The organism is Methylobacterium sp. (genome assembly GCF_028290105.1).
GTDB lineage: Bacteria > Pseudomonadota > Alphaproteobacteria > Rhizobiales > Beijerinckiaceae > Methylobacterium.
Window position 1 is genome coordinate 1 of sequence record NZ_JAQGKL010000139.1, and the last position, 15,825, is coordinate 15,825.

Sequence of the window (15,825 nt, forward strand, 5' to 3'; positions counted from 1 at the left end):
AGCACAAACCGCCGCCGCTGCTCGTCGGCGTCGGTCAACTCGCCGAAGGCGTTGGCGAGTTCGACGCCGCAGGCATAGAGCTCGAAGCGCTCGGCCACGCGCGGGTCGCGCGGGCTGGGACGCGCGAGGGCGGCCTCGCTGACGGGATACTCGCACAGGATAGTCGGCCGGCCGAGGCCGAGATGCGGCTCGATCCAGGCGACGAGGACACGGCTGAACAGGTCGGCCCAGGTGTCGTCCGCCGCCACCCGCAATCCGGCTCCCGTCACGGCGGCGGCCAGGGCGTCCCGGTCGGTGCCGCCCGCGGGGTCAATAGTGGCGAGGAGGTCGATGCCAGCGCGCTCGGCGAAGGCCTCGGCCAGGGTGACCCGCTCGAATTCCGCGAACGGGTCGGAGTCCCGCCCGCGATGACGCAGGACGCGGGTACCGGCCGTCTCGGCGGCGAGCGCCAGAAGCGTCGCGCAGTCGCCCATCAGCTCGGTGTAGTCGGCACCCGCCCGGTACCATTCGAGCATGGTGAATTCCGGATGATGCAGGGGGCCGCGCTCGCGATTCCGGTAGACGCGGGCAAAGCTGACAATCAGCGGTTCACCGGCGGCGAGGAGCTTCTTGCAGGCAAATTCCGGCGAGGTGTGCAGGTAGAGGGGCTGGCGGGTGCCGTCGGTGCCCAGCGCCTCGGTGGCGAAGGCCGAGAGATGGGCCTCGTTGCCCGGTGAGACCTGCAAAGCGGCGGCCTCGACCTCGACGAACGCGCCTTGCGCGAAATGCGCCCGGAACGCCGCCACGATGCGGTTGCGCGTCATCAGGGCCGGGCGCCGGTCGGCGTGCCGGTGCGGACTCCACCAGGGGGAAGGGACGTTCATGCGCGGGGCCGGGTTGTGGACATGACGGCCGGGATCTCGTGGCCTCGGGGGCGCGGGCTCGCGCTGCGACTGGCAACGGGGGCCCGGATAGGTTAGTGGCGGGACCAAGATGTCGCCCCCGCGGATGAGACCGTGTTGGGGCGGCGTATCCGTTTTTCTCTACGAACACAGCAGGACCAGACCCCGTGAAGGTGATCGCCTCTACGCTCCGCAAGGGCAACGTCGTCGACAAGGACGGCAAGCTCTACGTCATCCTGACGGTCGAGAACATCCACCCCGGCAAGGGGACTCCGGTGACGCAGCTCGACATGCGCCGCATCACCGACGGCGTGAAGGTGTCCGAGCGCTACCGCACCACCGAATCGGTCGAGCGCGCCTTCGTCGAGGACCGGGAGCACACCTTCCTCTACGAGGACGGCGAGGGCTACCACTTCATGAACCCCGAGAACTACGACCAGGTCGCGATCCCGAAGGACGTCGTCGGCTCCGCCGCACCCTACCTTCAGGAAGGTATGGCCGTGATGGTGTCGAGCCACAACGACGTGGCGCTCACCCTCGAACTGCCGCAGCGCGTCGTCCTCGAAGTGACCGAGACCGAGCCGGCGATGAAAGGCCAAACGGCCTCCTCGTCCTACAAGCCCGCGATCCTCTCCAACGGCGTGCGCACCACCGTGCCGCCGCACATCGCGGTCGGCACCCGCGTGGTGATCATGACCGAGGACGGCTCCTACGTCGAACGCGCCAAGGACTGAACTCGTCCGGGAACGGCGGCCTGCCTCACGGGGCGGGGGCCGTTCCCTCCGCGGCCTCGTAGCAGCCCTGCGAGAGGCCCTGCGCCCGCAGGCGCTCCTCGGGGCTGAAGCTGCGAGGCTTGTCGGCCCAGAGGCCCTCCCGGCGGAACGCGTCCGAGACACAGGCCGCCGCCGCGGCGCAGGCCGCGGGCTCACCGCCCGTCGCGACACAGTTACGAACGTAGAGCGACCGGAATTCCGCGACCCCCGCTTGCGGGTGCGGCCCGATCAGACTGACGAGGCCGGTCAGCAGCGCCATCAGCACGGGCTGGTGAATGAGATAGATCGCGAGGCTGTGCCGGCCGGCGAAGGTCAACCCACGCGCCAGCCGTCCGCGTGCGGTCCGGCCAGCCAGCGTCGTACGGGCGAAGGCCGGCAGGCCAGTGCGGGCGAGCGCGACACCGACCAGGATCAGGCCGAACCAGGGGAACAGCGGCACGTAGTCGTTGGTCTGCGGCATCGTACGGCCGAGGCCGAGAAAAGACAGGCTCGGCGCATCGAGCCATTCGGCGCCGACAACGCGCGGCGCGGCCAGGATGGCGAGCGCGGCGGCCACCGCGACGAAGACGGGCAGAACCCGCACGAAGGGCAGGGCCAGCACGCTCCCCAGCGCGATACAATGCAGGATGCCGAAGAAGATGTAGCTCGAAGGATCGGTCACCCACGTGGCGAGCGTGACGAGCCCCGCCGCACCGGCGATCCGCGCCAATCGCAGGCCGAAGCGGCGCGGCGCGAAGCGGGCCCCGTTCATCAGCACGAGGCCGATGCCCACCAGAATCAGGAAGCTCCCGGCGATCCCGTGCGCCGCCATCCGTCCGGGCGGCGTCAGCGCGTAGTTCTCCGGCGTCAACCGCAGGGCGCCGAGATCCCAGGTGGCGTGGTAGGCCGCCATCGCCACGAGTGCGACACCCCGGGCCGCGTCGATGACGTCGAAGCGTGAGCGGACAGGTGCGGGTCGGGAAGGCGGGATCGTCATGCGCCGAGCCCGTAGCACCGATCCGCCGCGCCCGCGACGCGGGGTGCAGCAGCGGACGCCGTCCCATTCCGCTCAAGTGCTCAACCAAACGTGAACGCGCTCGGCCGAGCGCGGAAAATAGCGGGCACCCATCAGAGTTTGCCCCGACCTGCACCCGCTAATGCTGTTGCCCGCGAACCCCCGTGCCGAACAATGCGGCAGCGAAGGCCACCCGCGACCGTCAAACGGGCTTCCGCAGAGTCATGACTTTGTTAATCTCTCGTGCGGGTCGCTTGGCGTGATTCGGTGTGGGTTGCTTACATGTCGGACGATTTCGATTCAGGCCCGTTCGGGCGGCGCATGTCGGGCGAGTCGGAAGACAACCGCGCTGGTGAAGGCTTGGCGGCGGAGGCCCAGCGCCCCCTCGATCTCATCGAAGTCGCGGGCCGCATCAAATGGTTCGATGTCGCCAAGGGCTTCGGCTTCATGGTGCCGGACGACGGCTCGGCCGACGTGCTGGTGCACATCACCTGCCTGCGCCGCGACGGTCACCAGAGCGCGAGCGAAGGGGCGCGCATCGTCGTGGAGGCGACGGAACGGCCGCGCGGCTGGCAGGCCTTTCGGGTCCTGTCCCTCGACCAATCGACGGCGACGCACCCTTCCGAATTGCCGCTGCCGCGCACCCACGTCCAGGTCACCCCGACGAGCGGCCTCGAGACCGCCGTGGTGAAGTGGTTCAACCGCCTGCGCGGGTTTGGTTTCTTGAGCCGGGGCGACGGCACGCCGGACATCTTCGTGCATATGGAGACGCTTCGTCGCTACGGGATCGCCGAACTCAAACCCGGCGAGATGGTTCTCGTCCGCTACGGCGACGGTTCGAAGGGCAAGATGGCCGCCGAAGTCAGGCTCCTCGACGGGGCGTTGCCCGCCTCACATTGACGGATGGTCCGGTGGTTTCTCGACGCATGATCGACTGGCGCGACGGCTTTCGCGCCCTCCTCACCCTGGTCTTTATCGGCCTGGCTCTCGGGCAGGCCGCCGCGCAGGACGCCGCCTCCGGCCCGACCGAGCCCCTGAGCATCGTCGGCCGAGACGGGCGGCACATCTTCGCCGTCGAGGTGATGCGGAACGATGCGGATCGCGCCCGCGGCCTGATGTACCGCCGCGCCATGGCGCCCGATCACGGCATGCTGTTCGACTTTCAGGCCAGCGCTCCAGTCGCGATGTGGATGAAGAACACCTACCTGCCCCTCGATATGCTCTTCATCCGCGCCGACGGGAGCATCGCGAAGATCGCCGCCGACACGGAGCCACTGTCCACGAAGGTGATCCCGTCGAACGAGCCGGTCCTTTCCGTGCTGGAGTTGAACGCCGGGACCGCGGCCCGCCTCAAGCTGCATGCCGGAGACCGGGTTGAGCATCCGATGTTCGGCGCGAAGGCCCGCTGAGGCGGCGCGTACAAACGAACACATCGAGAACAGAGGCTTGACCCCTGTGTCGTTTCGGATCACTGTTCCCTTAATGTTCTGAACCGCCCCGAGAATGCCTCGTGCAGACCCGGCGGCGTCGACGAGGGGACATCATGTTCGACCAGCATCCGAGCGACGCCTGCGAGGCCACGGGCCACCTGTTCCGGAACGCCGATTGGCGCGTTCTCGACGATGGCTTGGAGCATTGCGCCACCGGTTACTTCATCGCACGCGAGACGATCGCGATGCGCCGGGGCGAGTTCTGGGAATGGCCGCTGCATCTGGCGGAGAAGAGCTGGTGCACGCCGCGCAGCTTCCGGCAGGCTTTCCTGATGGCGGTGCAGGCCTTCGGTGCGGTCGCCGATGAGAGTCTGGCGCGATCCTTCGCGGTCGGGTTCGGACTCGTCGCGGGATCCAGCGCGAGGGCAGCGGCGGACGGCATCGAGGATTTCGTGGCCCTCGGCGATATCGTTCGTCCGAAGCCCGTGGGGCCGGTCTCCGCACGCAAGCGCAACGCCGGGAACGAGGCGCGCACCGTCATGCGCCGCTTCGGCACATCCCTGCCGCAGCGGGCGGGGGATGCTATCCGGCAGCGCGCTGCGCTCTGAGGAGGCTTCCGGATCCTGGCGTTGTGATCTGAGGATCGGAATCGGTCCGTCGACGGGAAGCCGTGCAGGATGGTCACGGCGTTCCGGTGCCCTAAGTGCCCTGGACCAGTTCCGAAGCATCCCGGGATCAGCATGTCGAAGACGCCGGACGACCATTCCGTTTCGCTCGAGGGCCTCGACGGATTGCTGACACCGCCGTTCTCGCGACGCGGTTTCGTGATGACGAGCCTGATGACCGGCCTTACCCTGGCGACCACTTCGGTTGAGGCGCAGGTCATCCACACGGATACCGAGGGGCTGGTCGCCGGCGAGGTCAAGATTCCGGCCGGCGATGGACCGATGCCGGGATATCGGGCGATGCCGACGGGTGACGGACCGTTTCCCCTCATCCTCGTTATCGAGGAAATTTTCGGCGTCCACGACTACATCAAGGACATCTGCCGGCGGCTCGCGAAGGCGGGCTATTGCGCCGTCGCCCCTGAACTCTACGCGCGTCAGGGCGACCTCTCGACGATGACGGACGCCAAGGTCATCATTCGCGACGTCATCTCGAAGACCCCGGACGCACAGTGGATCGCCGATCTCGACGCGGCCGCCTCCTGGGCCGTATCCGCCTCGAACGGTGACGCCGCCCGCATCGGCACGATGGGCTGGTGTCGCGGCGGACGCGGCATCTGGCTCTATGCCGCACATCGCAGGGATCTGAAGGCCGGCGTGGCCTGGTACGGCCCGGTCGCCGGTGAACGCACCGAGATTCAGCCGCGCACCGGTCTCGACGTTGCCGGCGAGATCCATGCGCCCCTCCTCGCGCTCTATGGCGGTGCCGATACCGGCATCGCCGTGAAGGACGTGGAGGCCGCCCGGGACAAGGCGAAGGACGCGGGGAAGTCTGTCGAACTCGTCGTCTACCCGGAAGCGCCGCACGGCTTCCACGCGGATTACCGGCCGAGCTATCGCCCCACCGAGGCGAAGGATGGCTGGGCCCGGGCCCTATCCTTTCTGAAAGCACACGGTGTTGGCTAAATCCTTGCCGAAAGCGTGACCTTTAAAGCACATCCAGGTCGTCGCGATACTTATCATCGTCCCATCGTCCGATTGACCACATTGACACTTCGATGCCCGCGTGGCGCAACGATGTCAGCGGCCCGCCGTTCTGGCCTCAAGAGCGTTCCGGACCCATGAGTGCTGTGACTTCCTCGGACGCACGCCCCGTGATCCTCGTCGTCGAGGACGAGCCCGACGAGCGTTTCCTCGCGGCCGAAATGCTGGAGGAGACCGGCTTTCGCGTCATCGAGGCCGAGACGGCCGAACGCGCCCTCGCCATCCTCAACGACCGGGCTGACGAGGTCAGCGTCGTCTTCTCCGACGTCCGGACACCCGGACCGATCGGTGGCTTCGAGCTGGCGCGGATCATCGGCGTGACGTGGCCCAGGGTGCGTGTGCTGCTGACCTCCGGCGACGCCGGAGACCAGCCGAGTGACCTGCGCATGTCCGCGACCTTTATCCCCAAACCCTGGCGCGCCGCCGATATCCTCGCCTGGGTGGAGGAAGCAGCCGGCCGCCCCGACGGTGGGAAGTCCGGTCCAGACGTCATCGGCACCCGGTGAGGGGCGCCTAAAGTATTATCATTCATCAATGGAAACATAAGGGCTCGGGCTCGTTGAACCGTCTGAGCAATTGAGAGGCCTCGCAATGGCCTGTGAGCCTACCATGAAGCCGATGAGCGCAGCGCGCACCCAAGTCGCCGATGATTCCTGGTCGTCCCTGACGGTTCTGTCCGAGCGGCGAATGCTGTCCACGCTCGGCGGCGATTTGCGGAACGTCTATGAAGACGTCACCAGCGCCACGCAGCCCCGCGATCTCATGCGCCTCGCCGCGATGATCGACGAGCGGTTGGGCCAATCGAACACCTGAAACCGGTATCGCGCGGCTGAGTGCGGCGGGAATACCGCATTCAGCCGGCCGCCAATGCCGTATGATCGTCCGTATCGTCGAGTCCATCTGCCGGGGGGTCAGCCTTCGGCCGCATCGGATTGGTCAATCGGATTCCTCATGCGCTTGAACTTTCGTCCCGGTCTCGTGGCCTGTGGCGTCGCCGCCCTGCTGGCGACCGCGTCCTCCGTGCTCGCGGCCGCGCCGCCGGTCCAGCCGGCGAGTGGTCCGGGTGGGTTCGGCGATCGTTCGGTATCGGTCACCAAGCGCGCCCTGGGCAAAGCTGGCGCAGGGAGTTTCGTGTTCCACGTGGCAGGGGCCGCGCCGGCCGAGGGACGGCCCGTCGTCGTCTTCCTCCACGCTTGGGGGGCTCCGAATCCGCAGGCCTATGGCGGCTGGATCGATCATCTGGCCCGCACCGGGGCGCTGGTGATCTTTCCGCGGTTCCAGGATTTGAACCGTACCCGCCCGGCCGACGCCAGTGCCACCGCCGAACGCCTTCTGAAGTCGGCCCTGTCGGACCTGAGTGCCGACCCGGAGGCGAAGCCGGATCCGAAGCGCGTCGCTATCATCGGGCATTTGGCCGGCGCGCCGATCGCGGCCAACATCGCGGCGGATGCCGTCGAGCAAGGCTTGCCGGTGCCGCGCCTCGTCTTCACGGTCATGCCCGGCGGCATAGCCAGCGACGCGCGGGCGCGCGGTGTGGTGCTCCGCGACCTATCCCGGATCGCCCCCGAAACCCTGGTGATTACGGTGATCGGTGACCGCGATGCGCGCGCGGCCGACCTCGCCGCCCGACGCCTCCTGCGGGAGACCAGTGGCGTGTCGAGCGAGCGCAAGCTGTTCCTGCGCGCGCTCTCCGACGACCATGGCTTTCCGGCGCTGACCGCGACCCTGGCCTCGCCGGCCTCCGTCGACCCGGCCTATGACGGCGGCGCGATCAAGGTGCCGCCTGAGCCCCCGCGCGACCCGAAGCAGCCGGCCGCACCCTTCAAGTGGACGCCCGACATGGCACTGACGGGCGAGCAGTCCACGCTGGTCTCGCAGATAAACAATGCCCGCGCCGACAGCCTCGATTTCCTCGCCTATTGGAAGACCTTCGATCTCGCCGCGGCGGCCGCATTCGCGGGCAACGATGCGAGCACCCTTAAGAGCAATCCGCGCTTCAGCGACATGGAGCGCTGGGCGGATGGCTGGCCGGTCAAGCGCCTCGTCGTCGAGACCCCGCGCGCCACGAGTGCCCCGGTCGCGAGCAGCCCGGCCCCGGCTCCTGTACGCGCGAAACCAACGAGTTCACGCCGCCCCTGAGACAGGGCCAAGACGCGTCCCCGAGCCGGATCGCCTAAACCGGATCGCCCGAGTTGGATTGATCGTGATGAAGCTGTTTCACTCCCATTTTTCGCCCTTCGCCCGCAAGGTCATGGTCGTCGCCTTCGAGGTCGGCCTGACTGATGCTCTCGAACTGCTCCCGACCGCCGCGCACCCAGTCAAGCGCGACGAGACGATCCTCGCCCGCCATCCCCTGGCGCAGGTACCGACCCTCATCGACGATGCGGGTCACGCCATCGCCGACAGCCGCGTCATCTGCGAATATCTCGATACGCGGGCGGCCGGCGGCCTCTTTCCGGCGGCCGGTCCGGCGCGTTGGACGGCGCTCAACGACCAGTCCACCGCCGATGGCATGCTCGATGCCGCTCTCCTGATCCGCTACGAATTGACCGCCCGCCCCGAAGCCGAACGTTCCGCTGCGTGGATCGCGGGCCAGACCGCAAAGATCCAGAGCGGACTCGCGAGCTTCGAGGGCAGCGCGGGTCAGCTCGGACACCGTGTCGACATCGGCACCATCGCGCTTGGCTGTGCACTCGGCTACCTCGATCTGCGCTTCTCGGAACTGGCTTGGCGCGCGACGCATCCGGCGCTCACGACGTGGTACGAAGCCTTCGCGGCGCGGCCCGCGATGATGGCGACCCGGCCGCCCGCCGCCTGACGGCACGATTCTTTGGCGCGAGGGTTGCGAGGCCCCAGTCCGGGTTCACCGGACGCAGCGCCATGCCCGTATTCGTCGCCGCCCTTGTCGCCGCCACGGTCTTCTGCACCAGCGTCCTGGTCCTGAACGGACTGACGCTGCTGGCGCTTCGCCTCCACCTCGCTCCGGCCGATATGGGTGAGAACGGGCTCGCCCAGTACGGCTTGGCCCTCGTCGCGGCGGGTTTCCTGTGGCGAAGAGCCGGGCGCCGCAACGCCGGCCGGGGCTCACAATGCGATTTCCGCGCGAAGAGCATGCGCGAGGTCGAGCGCCGATGTCGGCATGTTGAAAACGTGGCGATCCCAAGGCAGCGCCAGGAACCGTATCCGTAGCGTGACGTTATGCTGTCATGAGGTCGCAGCCGATGCTGCACCGTACTTGATGAAGGGTTGAGTCACATGCTCGGATGGGCCGTAACGTTCCTGGTCGTCGCCCTCGTCGCGGCGCTGCTCGGCTTCGGTGGCATTGCCGGTACGGCGATGGAAGCTGCCAAGCTCGTCTTCTTCGTAGCGATCGTGCTCTTCGCCATCTCGGCCGTCATTGGCCTGATGCGCGGCCGCTCGCCGACCTTGTAAACGACTTGGCGCCTGGATCGGCGTTCGAGTGAGAGATTAAATCAGGGCCGCGCGTCGATGACGAGCGGCCCTCGTGCATTGCAGGCGGCAAAGACGCGGACCCTCCAAAAGCACTGGGTCTTAGATATCCGAGGCGTCGTTCGGAGCGGAAGCGTCGAGCTTGGCGATGAGGTCGCGAAACCGATCCGGCACTGGCTGCTGGACGATCGTATCGTACATCGCGCGCAGGTGGAGCCCGATCCGCTTCTGCGTGTGATCACTCAAACCCTGCACCGCGGCCACATCGTCAGCCTTCGGGTGCAGCCCCTCGGGGGAGGGGCCGGTGCCCGATCCGTGTTCGTCCATACTGAAGTCCCCTTGGATGTCGACAAGCGACATCGCCGCGATTGTTTTGCGGCTTGACATAGGCCATGGCTGCTCCTGCAACGCTGGTATAAACAATCGGTTCCCGGCCGGCGGAACGGAGCCCCGCACGCCGCGTTGTGGCGGAGGCGCCGGGCAGAACGGCAAAGCCAAGGGGATATAATGTCGACAGCTCAACTCGTCGTTCAGCATCTGCCGTACCTGCGCCGTTACGCGCGGGCGCTGACCGGCAGCCAGGTTGCTGGCGACGCCTACGTGGCGGCCACACTGGAAACGCTGGTGAACGAGCCCGAGACGCTCGGCCGTAGCTCGAACGTCAAGGCTGACCTCTTCCGGGTCTTCACGCGCATCTGGAATTCCCTCTCGGTCAACGGCCAGAGCGAGCAGGTTCAGCACGACCTGCCGGCCGAAGTGCGCCTCGGGCAGATCACGCCGCTGCCGCGCCAAGCCTTCCTGCTCTCCTGCCTCGAGGGCTTCTCGGAGGAGGACGCGGCGATCATCCTCGATGTCGACGTCGGACAGGTTCGCGACCTCGTCGACGAGGCGGGCCGTGAACTCGCCGCCGACATGGCGACCGACATCCTCATCATCGAGGACGAGCCGCTGATCGCGATGGACCTCGAAGCGCTGGTGGAAGGTCTCGGCCACAACGTCATCGGCGTCGCCCGCACGCGCACGGAAGCCATCAAGATAGCGTCCGAGGGCACGCGCCCCGGCCTGATCCTGGCGGACATCCAGCTCGCTGACGGCAGCTCGGGCCTCGACGCGGTCAACGATCTCCTGAAGACCTTCGAGGTGCCGGTGATCTTCATCACCGCCTATCCAGAGCGCTTCCTTACCGGCGAGCGTCCCGAGCCGGCCTTCCTGATCGCAAAGCCCTTCCAGCCCGCGAATGTGTCCGCGGTGATCAGCCAGGCACTGTTCTTCCAGCAAAGCGCCCGTCGTCGGGAGCCGAAGTCTGCCTGAATGGGAAGCCGGCCTGCACGAGGCGCGGTCTGACGAGCCGTACGCTCGGTATTTCCGAACCTAACGACGAGAACGACCCCGGCCCGGAGCCGGGGTTTTTCTTTGCCCGCGCCGGAGACCGGCCCCGATCTTTAAGGCAAGAAAAAACGGGCCGGAATGATCCGACCCGTGTGAAGGTTCCGGCCAATGCACAAGGGGAATGCGGGGGAGGACCAGGCGGCCGGGTGCCTACACAACGGCGAACGCCGACAGGAGTTCCGGATTCCGAGAACTGCGCGATCTTTTTTGTAGGCAGTGACGGAATCGCCACATTCTGTGACGTCGAAATCACGCCGAGTGTTCGATCGAGACAATGCGTGAGATTGTGTTAACGACCGGAAATCCAGATCAAAATGGTTAAGGAACCGTTTTGTTGGCGTCGCGTTGATGTGACAACCTGTCAAGCTCCTATCGGAGATCACGACGATGTCTCGGTCTGGCTTCTTCCTCAGCGTGAGTGGACCGGCCGCCATCTTGACGCTTCTCGTCCATCCGACGATCCGGCAGACGGCCGACCACTGGGTGCCGAGCAGGCCCTCGACAATCGTCGTCGCTTCGGACGCCGTCACAATTCCCGCGATAGGTGGCGTCGTTCAGCTCGCCTCGGTGCCGAACATTCCCTCCCAGGCCGCGCCTTCCATGCCGAGTAGCCGACAGACGGCGAGCGAAAAAGACGCGCCTCGGATGCGCAAGCCTCTGCAGGAAGGTTGTGAGCGGTCCATCAGCTCACTCGCTGGCCCGGAGGCGCGCCGGATGGTTGCCGGTCGCTGCATGACCTGACTGCGTCAAGCCCGTGAGCCACTAAGTCGCCAATAAGAAAGCCCCGCTGTTCGTCAGCGGGGCTTTCTTATTGGCGATTTCGTTATAGGCAAAAGGTCGCGCGGCCGGTGAGGCCGCGCGTCGAACCAACTACTCGTCGCCCGGACGTCCCGAGCCGCTCGACTGGCCACCCTTGCGGCCTGCATTCGAAGCAAGCTCACGATCCTGAGAGAAGGAGCGCTTCTCGGCCGGGACGCTGCGCCCGCCCTTGCTCGCGATCTCTCGCTGCCGCTCGAGGTCCATGGAAGCGAAACCTCGCTTCGAGGTGGAATTTCCTGATGCCATCAGCGCCTCCTCAGCATTGCTTTCACTGGATGGACAACCTTTGCCAATATCGATGGTTCCTCGTCTCGTCCGAGCGACAGCAAACCACCGTCCGACGATTGCGCATTAATTGAAGCTTAACCGTTGGAACGCCGGCGGATCTGCTGGCGTCGATCGATGATCCCGAAGCGTGAATGGTCCGGGCAGGGGCGAGGCCTGGACAAAGCCGCGCCGACCCGCATTGGATGCACCGGATCGTGCGGTGCCCGGAGGGACGTCGCGCCACTGGAGCCCGCCCCATGACCCTCGACACCGAGGTTTCCTCGCTACGCCAGGTTCCGCTGTTCCGCGGCGTCGAACCCTCTCGCCTGAAGCTTCTCGCCTTCACGAGCGAGCGCGTGCATTTCGAGGCCGGCCAGCAATTGTTCGCGCGCGGAGACGCGGCGGATGCCGCCTACCTGCTGCTCAATGGCAGCGCGGAGGTGTCCATCGACGGCCCGCAGGGCCCGTTTCGGCTTGCCCTGCTCGGGGCGAATGCCCTGGTGGGCGAAATGGGTATCCTCGCCGACCAGCCGCGTTCGGCGACCGTCGCGGCCGTCGATCCCGCCATGGCCCTGCGCATCGACCGGGCGGTGTTCCTCGAACTGCTCACGCAGTTTCCCCAGATCGCCATCGCGGTGATGCGCGAACTTGCCCTGCGTCTCGAACAGACCAACCAGCAACTCGCGCAGAGCCGGGGCTGAGCCACTCACGCCTCCGGGTAGGTGATGAACTCCATCAGGGAGCCGTCCGGATCGCGAAAGTAGACGCTGATCCCGGGTCCCGCCGCGCCGTGGCGCTCCACAGGGCCGAGTTCGACCGGCACGCCCTGGGCGGCGAGGTGCGCGGCCGCCGCCTCGATCGGGCCTGACCAGCGAAAGCAGAGATCGCTGTTGCCCGGCATCACCGGTCGTTCGGCGAGCGGGGTCGCGGTCACGCCGGGGCCATGGACGTTCAGCTGCACGCCGCCGAACCGATAGGCGAAGCCCGCCCCGCGCGGGATGATCTCCGCCTGCAGGACATCGCGGTAGAAGGCGTTGGAGCGCTCCCAATCGCTCACATGGATCACGCAATGGTCGAGGTGAATCGCGGGCGCGAGATCGGCGAGCGGTGCCTCGACGTCGAGCGTGGGAAGCGTCTGGGTATCGGCCATCGTGGATCTTCGCCCTGATGGATCAAGGCCCGGCGGAACCGGGGAGCCGGATCGATCATGGGGTCGCGGTTTTCGCGACGCAATGGCGCGCCGCCGCGCAGGTGCGGCAGGATCAAGGCAGGCGAGCGGTGACGCGGCGCCGGACCTGCGGCTCGAAAGACACAACGTCGGCGGTACGGGGAGGCTAGTCAGGGGAGAGCCGTCGTCCGACGGATCGAATCGTGGAGCCGCCATGCCGTCCCGCCGCCTTGCCCTCGGCCTGATCCTGCTGGCGCCCCTCGCCGCCTGTCAGTCCCGCGGGCCCCAGTCCGTGGCGCAGGACGACGAGGCGGCCTGGTATGTCGGCACGATGCCGGACAAGCCCTATGACGTCCCCCTCGTCGACAAGACACGGCTCGACCCGAAATACCGCCGGCAGATCGTGCGCTACACGGGGCCCGAGAAGCCCGGCACCATCGTAGTGGACATCGACGCCCGCCAGCTCGCCCTGGTGCAGGAGGACGGCACCGCCGTGCAGTACGGCGTCGGCGTCGGCAAGCTCGGCTTCTCGTGGAAGGGGGAGGCGCGGGTCGGCCGCAAGGGGACCTGGCCCGATTGGCGCCCGACCACCACCATGGTCTCGCTCAACCCGGACCTGCCGCGCACTTTGAAGGGCGGCGTCGACAATCCGCTCGGCGCCCGCGCGCTCTACCTCTACCAGGGCTCTCGCGACATCCTGTTTCGGATTCACGGGACGAACGAACCGTGGAGCATCGGTGAGCAGATGTCGTCGGGATGCGTGCGCATGCTCAACGAAGACATCGTCGATCTCTACGAGCGTGTTCCCGTGGGAACGACGGTGCTCGTGAAAAGAAACGGTCGCTACCGCGGCTAGCGCGGACGCCGGAGAAGCGAACGGCACACCTCCCAGGTTAACATTTGCTCGCCGACGGGATGCCGGCAAGGAGACGCGATGACCATCACCATTTCCAGCCTTCAACCGATCATTGCGTTGGCGGCCGGCATACTGATCCTGATCGTACCGCGACTGTTGAACTTCATCGTGGCGATCTACCTTATCCTTGTCGGACTGATCGGCTTGGGTGTCTTTCGCGCCCTGTCTTAGGTCTGCGGCGAGCGGTGACAGGGAACCGAAACCGTTACATCGTTCCGGCCCGGCCGCTCCGTTCATCTTGCGTTGCAGCATGAGATGGTCCAACCCGCCGTGTTAGGCATGGGGCGCGTTTCACTCCTGCAAGCGGACGGATGCAAATGGGCAAGTGGGTCTACTCCTTCGGTGACGGCAAGGCCGAGGGCCAGTCGTCCATGCGCAACCTGCTCGGCGGAAAGGGCGCGAACCTCGCGGAGATGTCGAATCTCGGACTGCCGGTGCCCCCCGGCTTCACGATCACGACCGAGGTCTGCACCTATTATTACGATCATGGGCAGCAGTACCCGGCCGAACTGAAGGCCGAGGTCCAGGCCGCCCTCGACGCGGTCGGCGCCCTGACCGCGCGCGGCTTCGGCGACCCGCAGAACCCGCTGCTCGTCTCGGTCCGCTCGGGCGCCCTCGCCTCGATGCCGGGCATGATGGACACCGTCCTCAACCTCGGCCTGAACGATGTCACCGTCGAGGCCCTGGCCCAGGGCGCGGGCGATCCGCGCTTCGCCTACGATTCCTACCGCCGCTTCATCACCATGTACTCGAACGTCGTTCTCGGCGTGGAGCATCACGCCTTCGAGGAGGCGCTGGAGCACTACAAGGAACAGAAGGGCGTCAGCCTCGACACCGAGCTCGGGGCCGAGGACTGGAAGGCGCTCGTCACCAAGTACAAGGCCATCGTGAAGGCAGAGCATGGCTCCGACTTCCCGCAGGCCCCCGAGGATCAGCTCTGGGGCGCCATCGGGGCGGTGTTCGATTCCTGGATGATCCCGCGCGCCAAGAAGTATCGCGAGCTCAACGGCATCCCGGAGAGCTGGGGCACCGCCGTCAACGTCCAGGCCATGGTGTTCGGCAACATGGGCGATACCTCCGCGACCGGCGTCGCCTTCACCCGCAACCCGTCCACTGGTGAGCGTGCCCTCTACGGCGAGTTCCTGATCAACGCGCAGGGCGAGGACGTGGTGGCTGGCATCCGCACCCCGCAGGACATCACCGAGAAGGCCCGCATCGAGGCCAAATCCGATCGGCCTTCCATGGAACTGGCGATGCCGGATTCCTATGCCGAGCTGGTGCGGATCTACGGTCTCCTCGAGACCCATTACCGCGACATGCAGGACATGGAATTCACCATCGAGAGCGGCAAGCTCTGGATGCTCCAGACCCGCAACGGCAAGCGCACCGCCAAAGCGGCCCTGCGCATCGCCGTCGACCTCGCGGCGGAAGGGCTGATCACCGAGGAGGAGGCCATCGGCCGCGTCGAGCCGGCAGCCCTCGACCAGCTCTTGCATCCGACCATCGACCCCAAGGCTGAGCGCAAGGTCATCGCCTCGGGCCTGCCCGCCTCGCCGGGCGCGGCGACCGGCGAGATCGTGTTCAATTCCGAGGACGCCGAGGCCGCCCGCAAGGCGGAGCGCAAGTGTATCCTGGTGCGCGTGGAGACCTCGCCCGAGGACATTCACGGCATGCACGCCTCGGAGGGCATCCTGACGACGCGCGGCGGCATGACCAGCCATGCGGCCGTCGTGGCGCGCGGCATGGGCAAGCCCTGCGTCTCCGGCGTCGGCTCGATCCGGGTCGACTACAAGGCCGGCACCCTGTCGGTGGCCGGCACCGTGCTGAAAGCCGGCGACAAGATCACCATCGACGGCTCGACCGGCCAGGTCCTCCTCGGCGAGGTGGCGATGCTGGAGCCGTCCCTGTCGGGCGAGTTCGCCACCCTGATGGGCTGGGCCGACAAGGTGCGCACCATGAAGGTCCGCACCAACGCCGACACCCCCACCGATGCGCGTGCCGCCCGCAACTTCGGCGCCGAGGGCATCGG

Annotated in this window: 21 protein-coding genes; 16 read left to right on the plus strand and 5 right to left on the minus strand. The window is 66.7% G+C overall.

What is annotated here, in order from left to right; translation table 11 throughout:
• On the minus strand, nt 1–863 hold an 863-nt coding region (gene epmA / locus JWQ05_RS09710; protein ID WP_299657979.1), incomplete at its 3' end, for an EF-P lysine aminoacylase EpmA.
• A 185-nt stretch (nt 864–1,048) separates the two neighbouring features.
• Here epmA and efp point away from each other — a divergent pair.
• Nucleotides 1,049–1,615, plus strand: coding sequence for an elongation factor P (efp, locus tag JWQ05_RS09715; protein ID WP_299657980.1), 567 nt, complete (start codon nt 1,049–1,051; stop codon nt 1,613–1,615).
• A gap of 25 nt (nt 1,616–1,640) precedes the next feature.
• On the opposite strand, the gene JWQ05_RS09720 is transcribed toward efp, so the two are convergent.
• The gene (locus JWQ05_RS09720) at nt 1,641–2,624 is read right to left on the minus strand and encodes a DUF1624 domain-containing protein (RefSeq protein ID WP_299658072.1); all 984 of its coding nucleotides are present in this window, start codon (nt 2,622–2,624) and stop codon (nt 1,641–1,643) included.
• Between the two features lie 345 nt (nt 2,625–2,969).
• Between JWQ05_RS09720 and JWQ05_RS09725 the strand changes: the two genes are divergently transcribed.
• The 10 genes from JWQ05_RS09725 (at nt 2,970) to JWQ05_RS09770 (ending at nt 9,219) form a co-directional block, all read left to right on the plus strand.
• A complete protein-coding gene (locus JWQ05_RS09725) occupies nt 2,970–3,548 on the plus strand; it encodes a cold-shock protein (protein WP_299658074.1) in 579 nt (192 codons plus the stop codon).
• A 26-nt stretch (nt 3,549–3,574) separates the two neighbouring features.
• Nucleotides 3,575–4,057: a DUF192 domain-containing protein gene (locus tag JWQ05_RS09730; protein ID WP_299658076.1), complete on the plus strand. Its 483-nt coding sequence runs from the start codon at nt 3,575–3,577 to the stop codon at nt 4,055–4,057.
• A gap of 134 nt (nt 4,058–4,191) precedes the next feature.
• On the plus strand, nt 4,192–4,686 hold the full coding sequence (locus JWQ05_RS09735) for a hypothetical protein (protein WP_299657981.1): 495 nt from the start codon (nt 4,192–4,194) through the stop codon (nt 4,684–4,686).
• A 132-nt stretch (nt 4,687–4,818) separates the two neighbouring features.
• A complete protein-coding gene (locus JWQ05_RS09740; protein WP_299657982.1) occupies nt 4,819–5,709 on the plus strand; it encodes a dienelactone hydrolase family protein in 891 nt (296 codons plus the stop codon).
• Between the two features lie 155 nt (nt 5,710–5,864).
• Entirely contained in the window at nt 5,865–6,293 is a 429-nt protein-coding gene (locus tag JWQ05_RS09745; RefSeq protein ID WP_299658078.1) for a response regulator, read from the plus strand.
• A 103-nt stretch (nt 6,294–6,396) separates the two neighbouring features.
• On the plus strand, nt 6,397–6,600 hold the full coding sequence (locus tag JWQ05_RS09750; RefSeq protein WP_299657983.1) for a hypothetical protein: 204 nt from the start codon (nt 6,397–6,399) through the stop codon (nt 6,598–6,600).
• Nucleotides 6,601–6,738: 138 nt separating this feature from the next.
• Entirely contained in the window at nt 6,739–7,926 is a 1,188-nt protein-coding gene (locus JWQ05_RS09755) for an alpha/beta hydrolase (protein WP_299657985.1), read from the plus strand.
• A gap of 67 nt (nt 7,927–7,993) precedes the next feature.
• Nucleotides 7,994–8,605 carry a glutathione S-transferase gene (locus JWQ05_RS09760; RefSeq protein ID WP_299657986.1) on the plus strand — a complete coding sequence of 204 codons (612 nt, stop codon included), beginning with the start codon at nt 7,994–7,996 and terminating at the stop codon, nt 8,603–8,605.
• Between the two features lie 62 nt (nt 8,606–8,667).
• On the plus strand, nt 8,668–8,976 hold the full coding sequence (locus JWQ05_RS20750) for a hypothetical protein (protein ID WP_366944580.1): 309 nt from the start codon (nt 8,668–8,670) through the stop codon (nt 8,974–8,976).
• A gap of 66 nt (nt 8,977–9,042) precedes the next feature.
• A complete protein-coding gene (locus JWQ05_RS09770) occupies nt 9,043–9,219 on the plus strand; it encodes a DUF1328 domain-containing protein (protein ID WP_003599466.1) in 177 nt (58 codons plus the stop codon).
• A 120-nt stretch (nt 9,220–9,339) separates the two neighbouring features.
• On the opposite strand, the gene JWQ05_RS09775 is transcribed toward JWQ05_RS09770, so the two are convergent.
• On the minus strand, nt 9,340–9,624 hold the full coding sequence (locus JWQ05_RS09775; protein WP_299658060.1) for a NepR family anti-sigma factor: 285 nt from the start codon (nt 9,622–9,624) through the stop codon (nt 9,340–9,342).
• A gap of 120 nt (nt 9,625–9,744) precedes the next feature.
• Here JWQ05_RS09775 and JWQ05_RS09780 point away from each other — a divergent pair, with 120 nt between their 5' ends.
• The gene (locus JWQ05_RS09780) at nt 9,745–10,548 is read left to right on the plus strand and encodes a response regulator (RefSeq protein WP_299658062.1); all 804 of its coding nucleotides are present in this window, start codon (nt 9,745–9,747) and stop codon (nt 10,546–10,548) included.
• Nucleotides 10,549–11,496: 948 nt separating this feature from the next.
• Here the strand turns inward: JWQ05_RS09780 and JWQ05_RS09785 are convergent.
• Nucleotides 11,497–11,691: a KGG domain-containing protein gene (locus JWQ05_RS09785; protein WP_055953126.1), complete on the minus strand. Its 195-nt coding sequence runs from the start codon at nt 11,689–11,691 to the stop codon at nt 11,497–11,499.
• 278 nt (nt 11,692–11,969) lie between these two features.
• Between JWQ05_RS09785 and JWQ05_RS09790 the strand changes: the two genes are divergently transcribed.
• Nucleotides 11,970–12,413, plus strand: coding sequence for a cyclic nucleotide-binding domain-containing protein (locus JWQ05_RS09790; RefSeq protein WP_299658064.1), 444 nt, complete (start codon nt 11,970–11,972; stop codon nt 12,411–12,413).
• A gap of 5 nt (nt 12,414–12,418) precedes the next feature.
• Here JWQ05_RS09790 and JWQ05_RS09795 read toward each other — a convergent pair whose 3' ends face one another.
• Nucleotides 12,419–12,862, minus strand: a complete 444-nt coding sequence (locus JWQ05_RS09795; protein WP_299658066.1) for a VOC family protein — start codon at nt 12,860–12,862, stop codon at nt 12,419–12,421.
• A 232-nt stretch (nt 12,863–13,094) separates the two neighbouring features.
• On the opposite strand from JWQ05_RS09795, the gene JWQ05_RS09800 reads away from it, so the two are divergent.
• The 3 genes from JWQ05_RS09800 to ppdK form a co-directional block, all read left to right on the plus strand.
• Nucleotides 13,095–13,736 carry a L,D-transpeptidase gene (locus JWQ05_RS09800; protein WP_299658068.1) on the plus strand — a complete coding sequence of 214 codons (642 nt, stop codon included), beginning with the start codon at nt 13,095–13,097 and terminating at the stop codon, nt 13,734–13,736.
• Between the two features lie 78 nt (nt 13,737–13,814).
• Entirely contained in the window at nt 13,815–13,967 is a 153-nt protein-coding gene (locus JWQ05_RS09805) for a DUF3096 domain-containing protein (RefSeq protein ID WP_299658069.1), read from the plus strand.
• Nucleotides 13,968–14,113: 146 nt separating this feature from the next.
• A partial coding sequence (gene ppdK / locus JWQ05_RS09810; RefSeq protein WP_299658070.1) for a pyruvate, phosphate dikinase occupies nt 14,114–15,825 on the plus strand: 1,712 nt, incomplete at its 3' end.

Coding starts and splice junctions, on each gene's coding strand:
- JWQ05_RS09755 (WP_299657985.1), top strand. CDS start 6,739: ATGCGCTTGAACTTTCGTCCCGGTCTCGTGGCCTGTGGCGTCGCCGCC.
- JWQ05_RS09770 (WP_003599466.1), top strand. CDS start 9,043: ATGCTCGGATGGGCCGTAACGTTCCTGGTCGTCGCCCTCGTCGCGGCG.
- JWQ05_RS09740 (WP_299657982.1), top strand. CDS start 4,819: ATGTCGAAGACGCCGGACGACCATTCCGTTTCGCTCGAGGGCCTCGAC.
- JWQ05_RS09750 (WP_299657983.1), top strand. CDS start 6,397: ATGAAGCCGATGAGCGCAGCGCGCACCCAAGTCGCCGATGATTCCTGG.
- JWQ05_RS09790 (WP_299658064.1), top strand. CDS start 11,970: ATGACCCTCGACACCGAGGTTTCCTCGCTACGCCAGGTTCCGCTGTTC.
- JWQ05_RS09800 (WP_299658068.1), top strand. CDS start 13,095: ATGCCGTCCCGCCGCCTTGCCCTCGGCCTGATCCTGCTGGCGCCCCTC.
- JWQ05_RS09745 (WP_299658078.1), top strand. CDS start 5,865: ATGAGTGCTGTGACTTCCTCGGACGCACGCCCCGTGATCCTCGTCGTC.
- JWQ05_RS09730 (WP_299658076.1), top strand. CDS start 3,575: ATGATCGACTGGCGCGACGGCTTTCGCGCCCTCCTCACCCTGGTCTTT.
- JWQ05_RS09795 (WP_299658066.1), bottom strand. CDS start 12,862: ATGGCCGATACCCAGACGCTTCCCACGCTCGACGTCGAGGCACCGCTC.
- JWQ05_RS09760 (WP_299657986.1), top strand. CDS start 7,994: ATGAAGCTGTTTCACTCCCATTTTTCGCCCTTCGCCCGCAAGGTCATG.
- JWQ05_RS09725 (WP_299658074.1), top strand. CDS start 2,970: ATGTCGGGCGAGTCGGAAGACAACCGCGCTGGTGAAGGCTTGGCGGCG.
- JWQ05_RS09780 (WP_299658062.1), top strand. CDS start 9,745: ATGTCGACAGCTCAACTCGTCGTTCAGCATCTGCCGTACCTGCGCCGT.
- JWQ05_RS20750 (WP_366944580.1), top strand. CDS start 8,668: ATGCCCGTATTCGTCGCCGCCCTTGTCGCCGCCACGGTCTTCTGCACC.
- JWQ05_RS09805 (WP_299658069.1), top strand. CDS start 13,815: ATGACCATCACCATTTCCAGCCTTCAACCGATCATTGCGTTGGCGGCC.
- JWQ05_RS09785 (WP_055953126.1), bottom strand. CDS start 11,691: ATGGCATCAGGAAATTCCACCTCGAAGCGAGGTTTCGCTTCCATGGAC.
- JWQ05_RS09775 (WP_299658060.1), bottom strand. CDS start 9,624: ATGTCAAGCCGCAAAACAATCGCGGCGATGTCGCTTGTCGACATCCAA.
- JWQ05_RS09735 (WP_299657981.1), top strand. CDS start 4,192: ATGTTCGACCAGCATCCGAGCGACGCCTGCGAGGCCACGGGCCACCTG.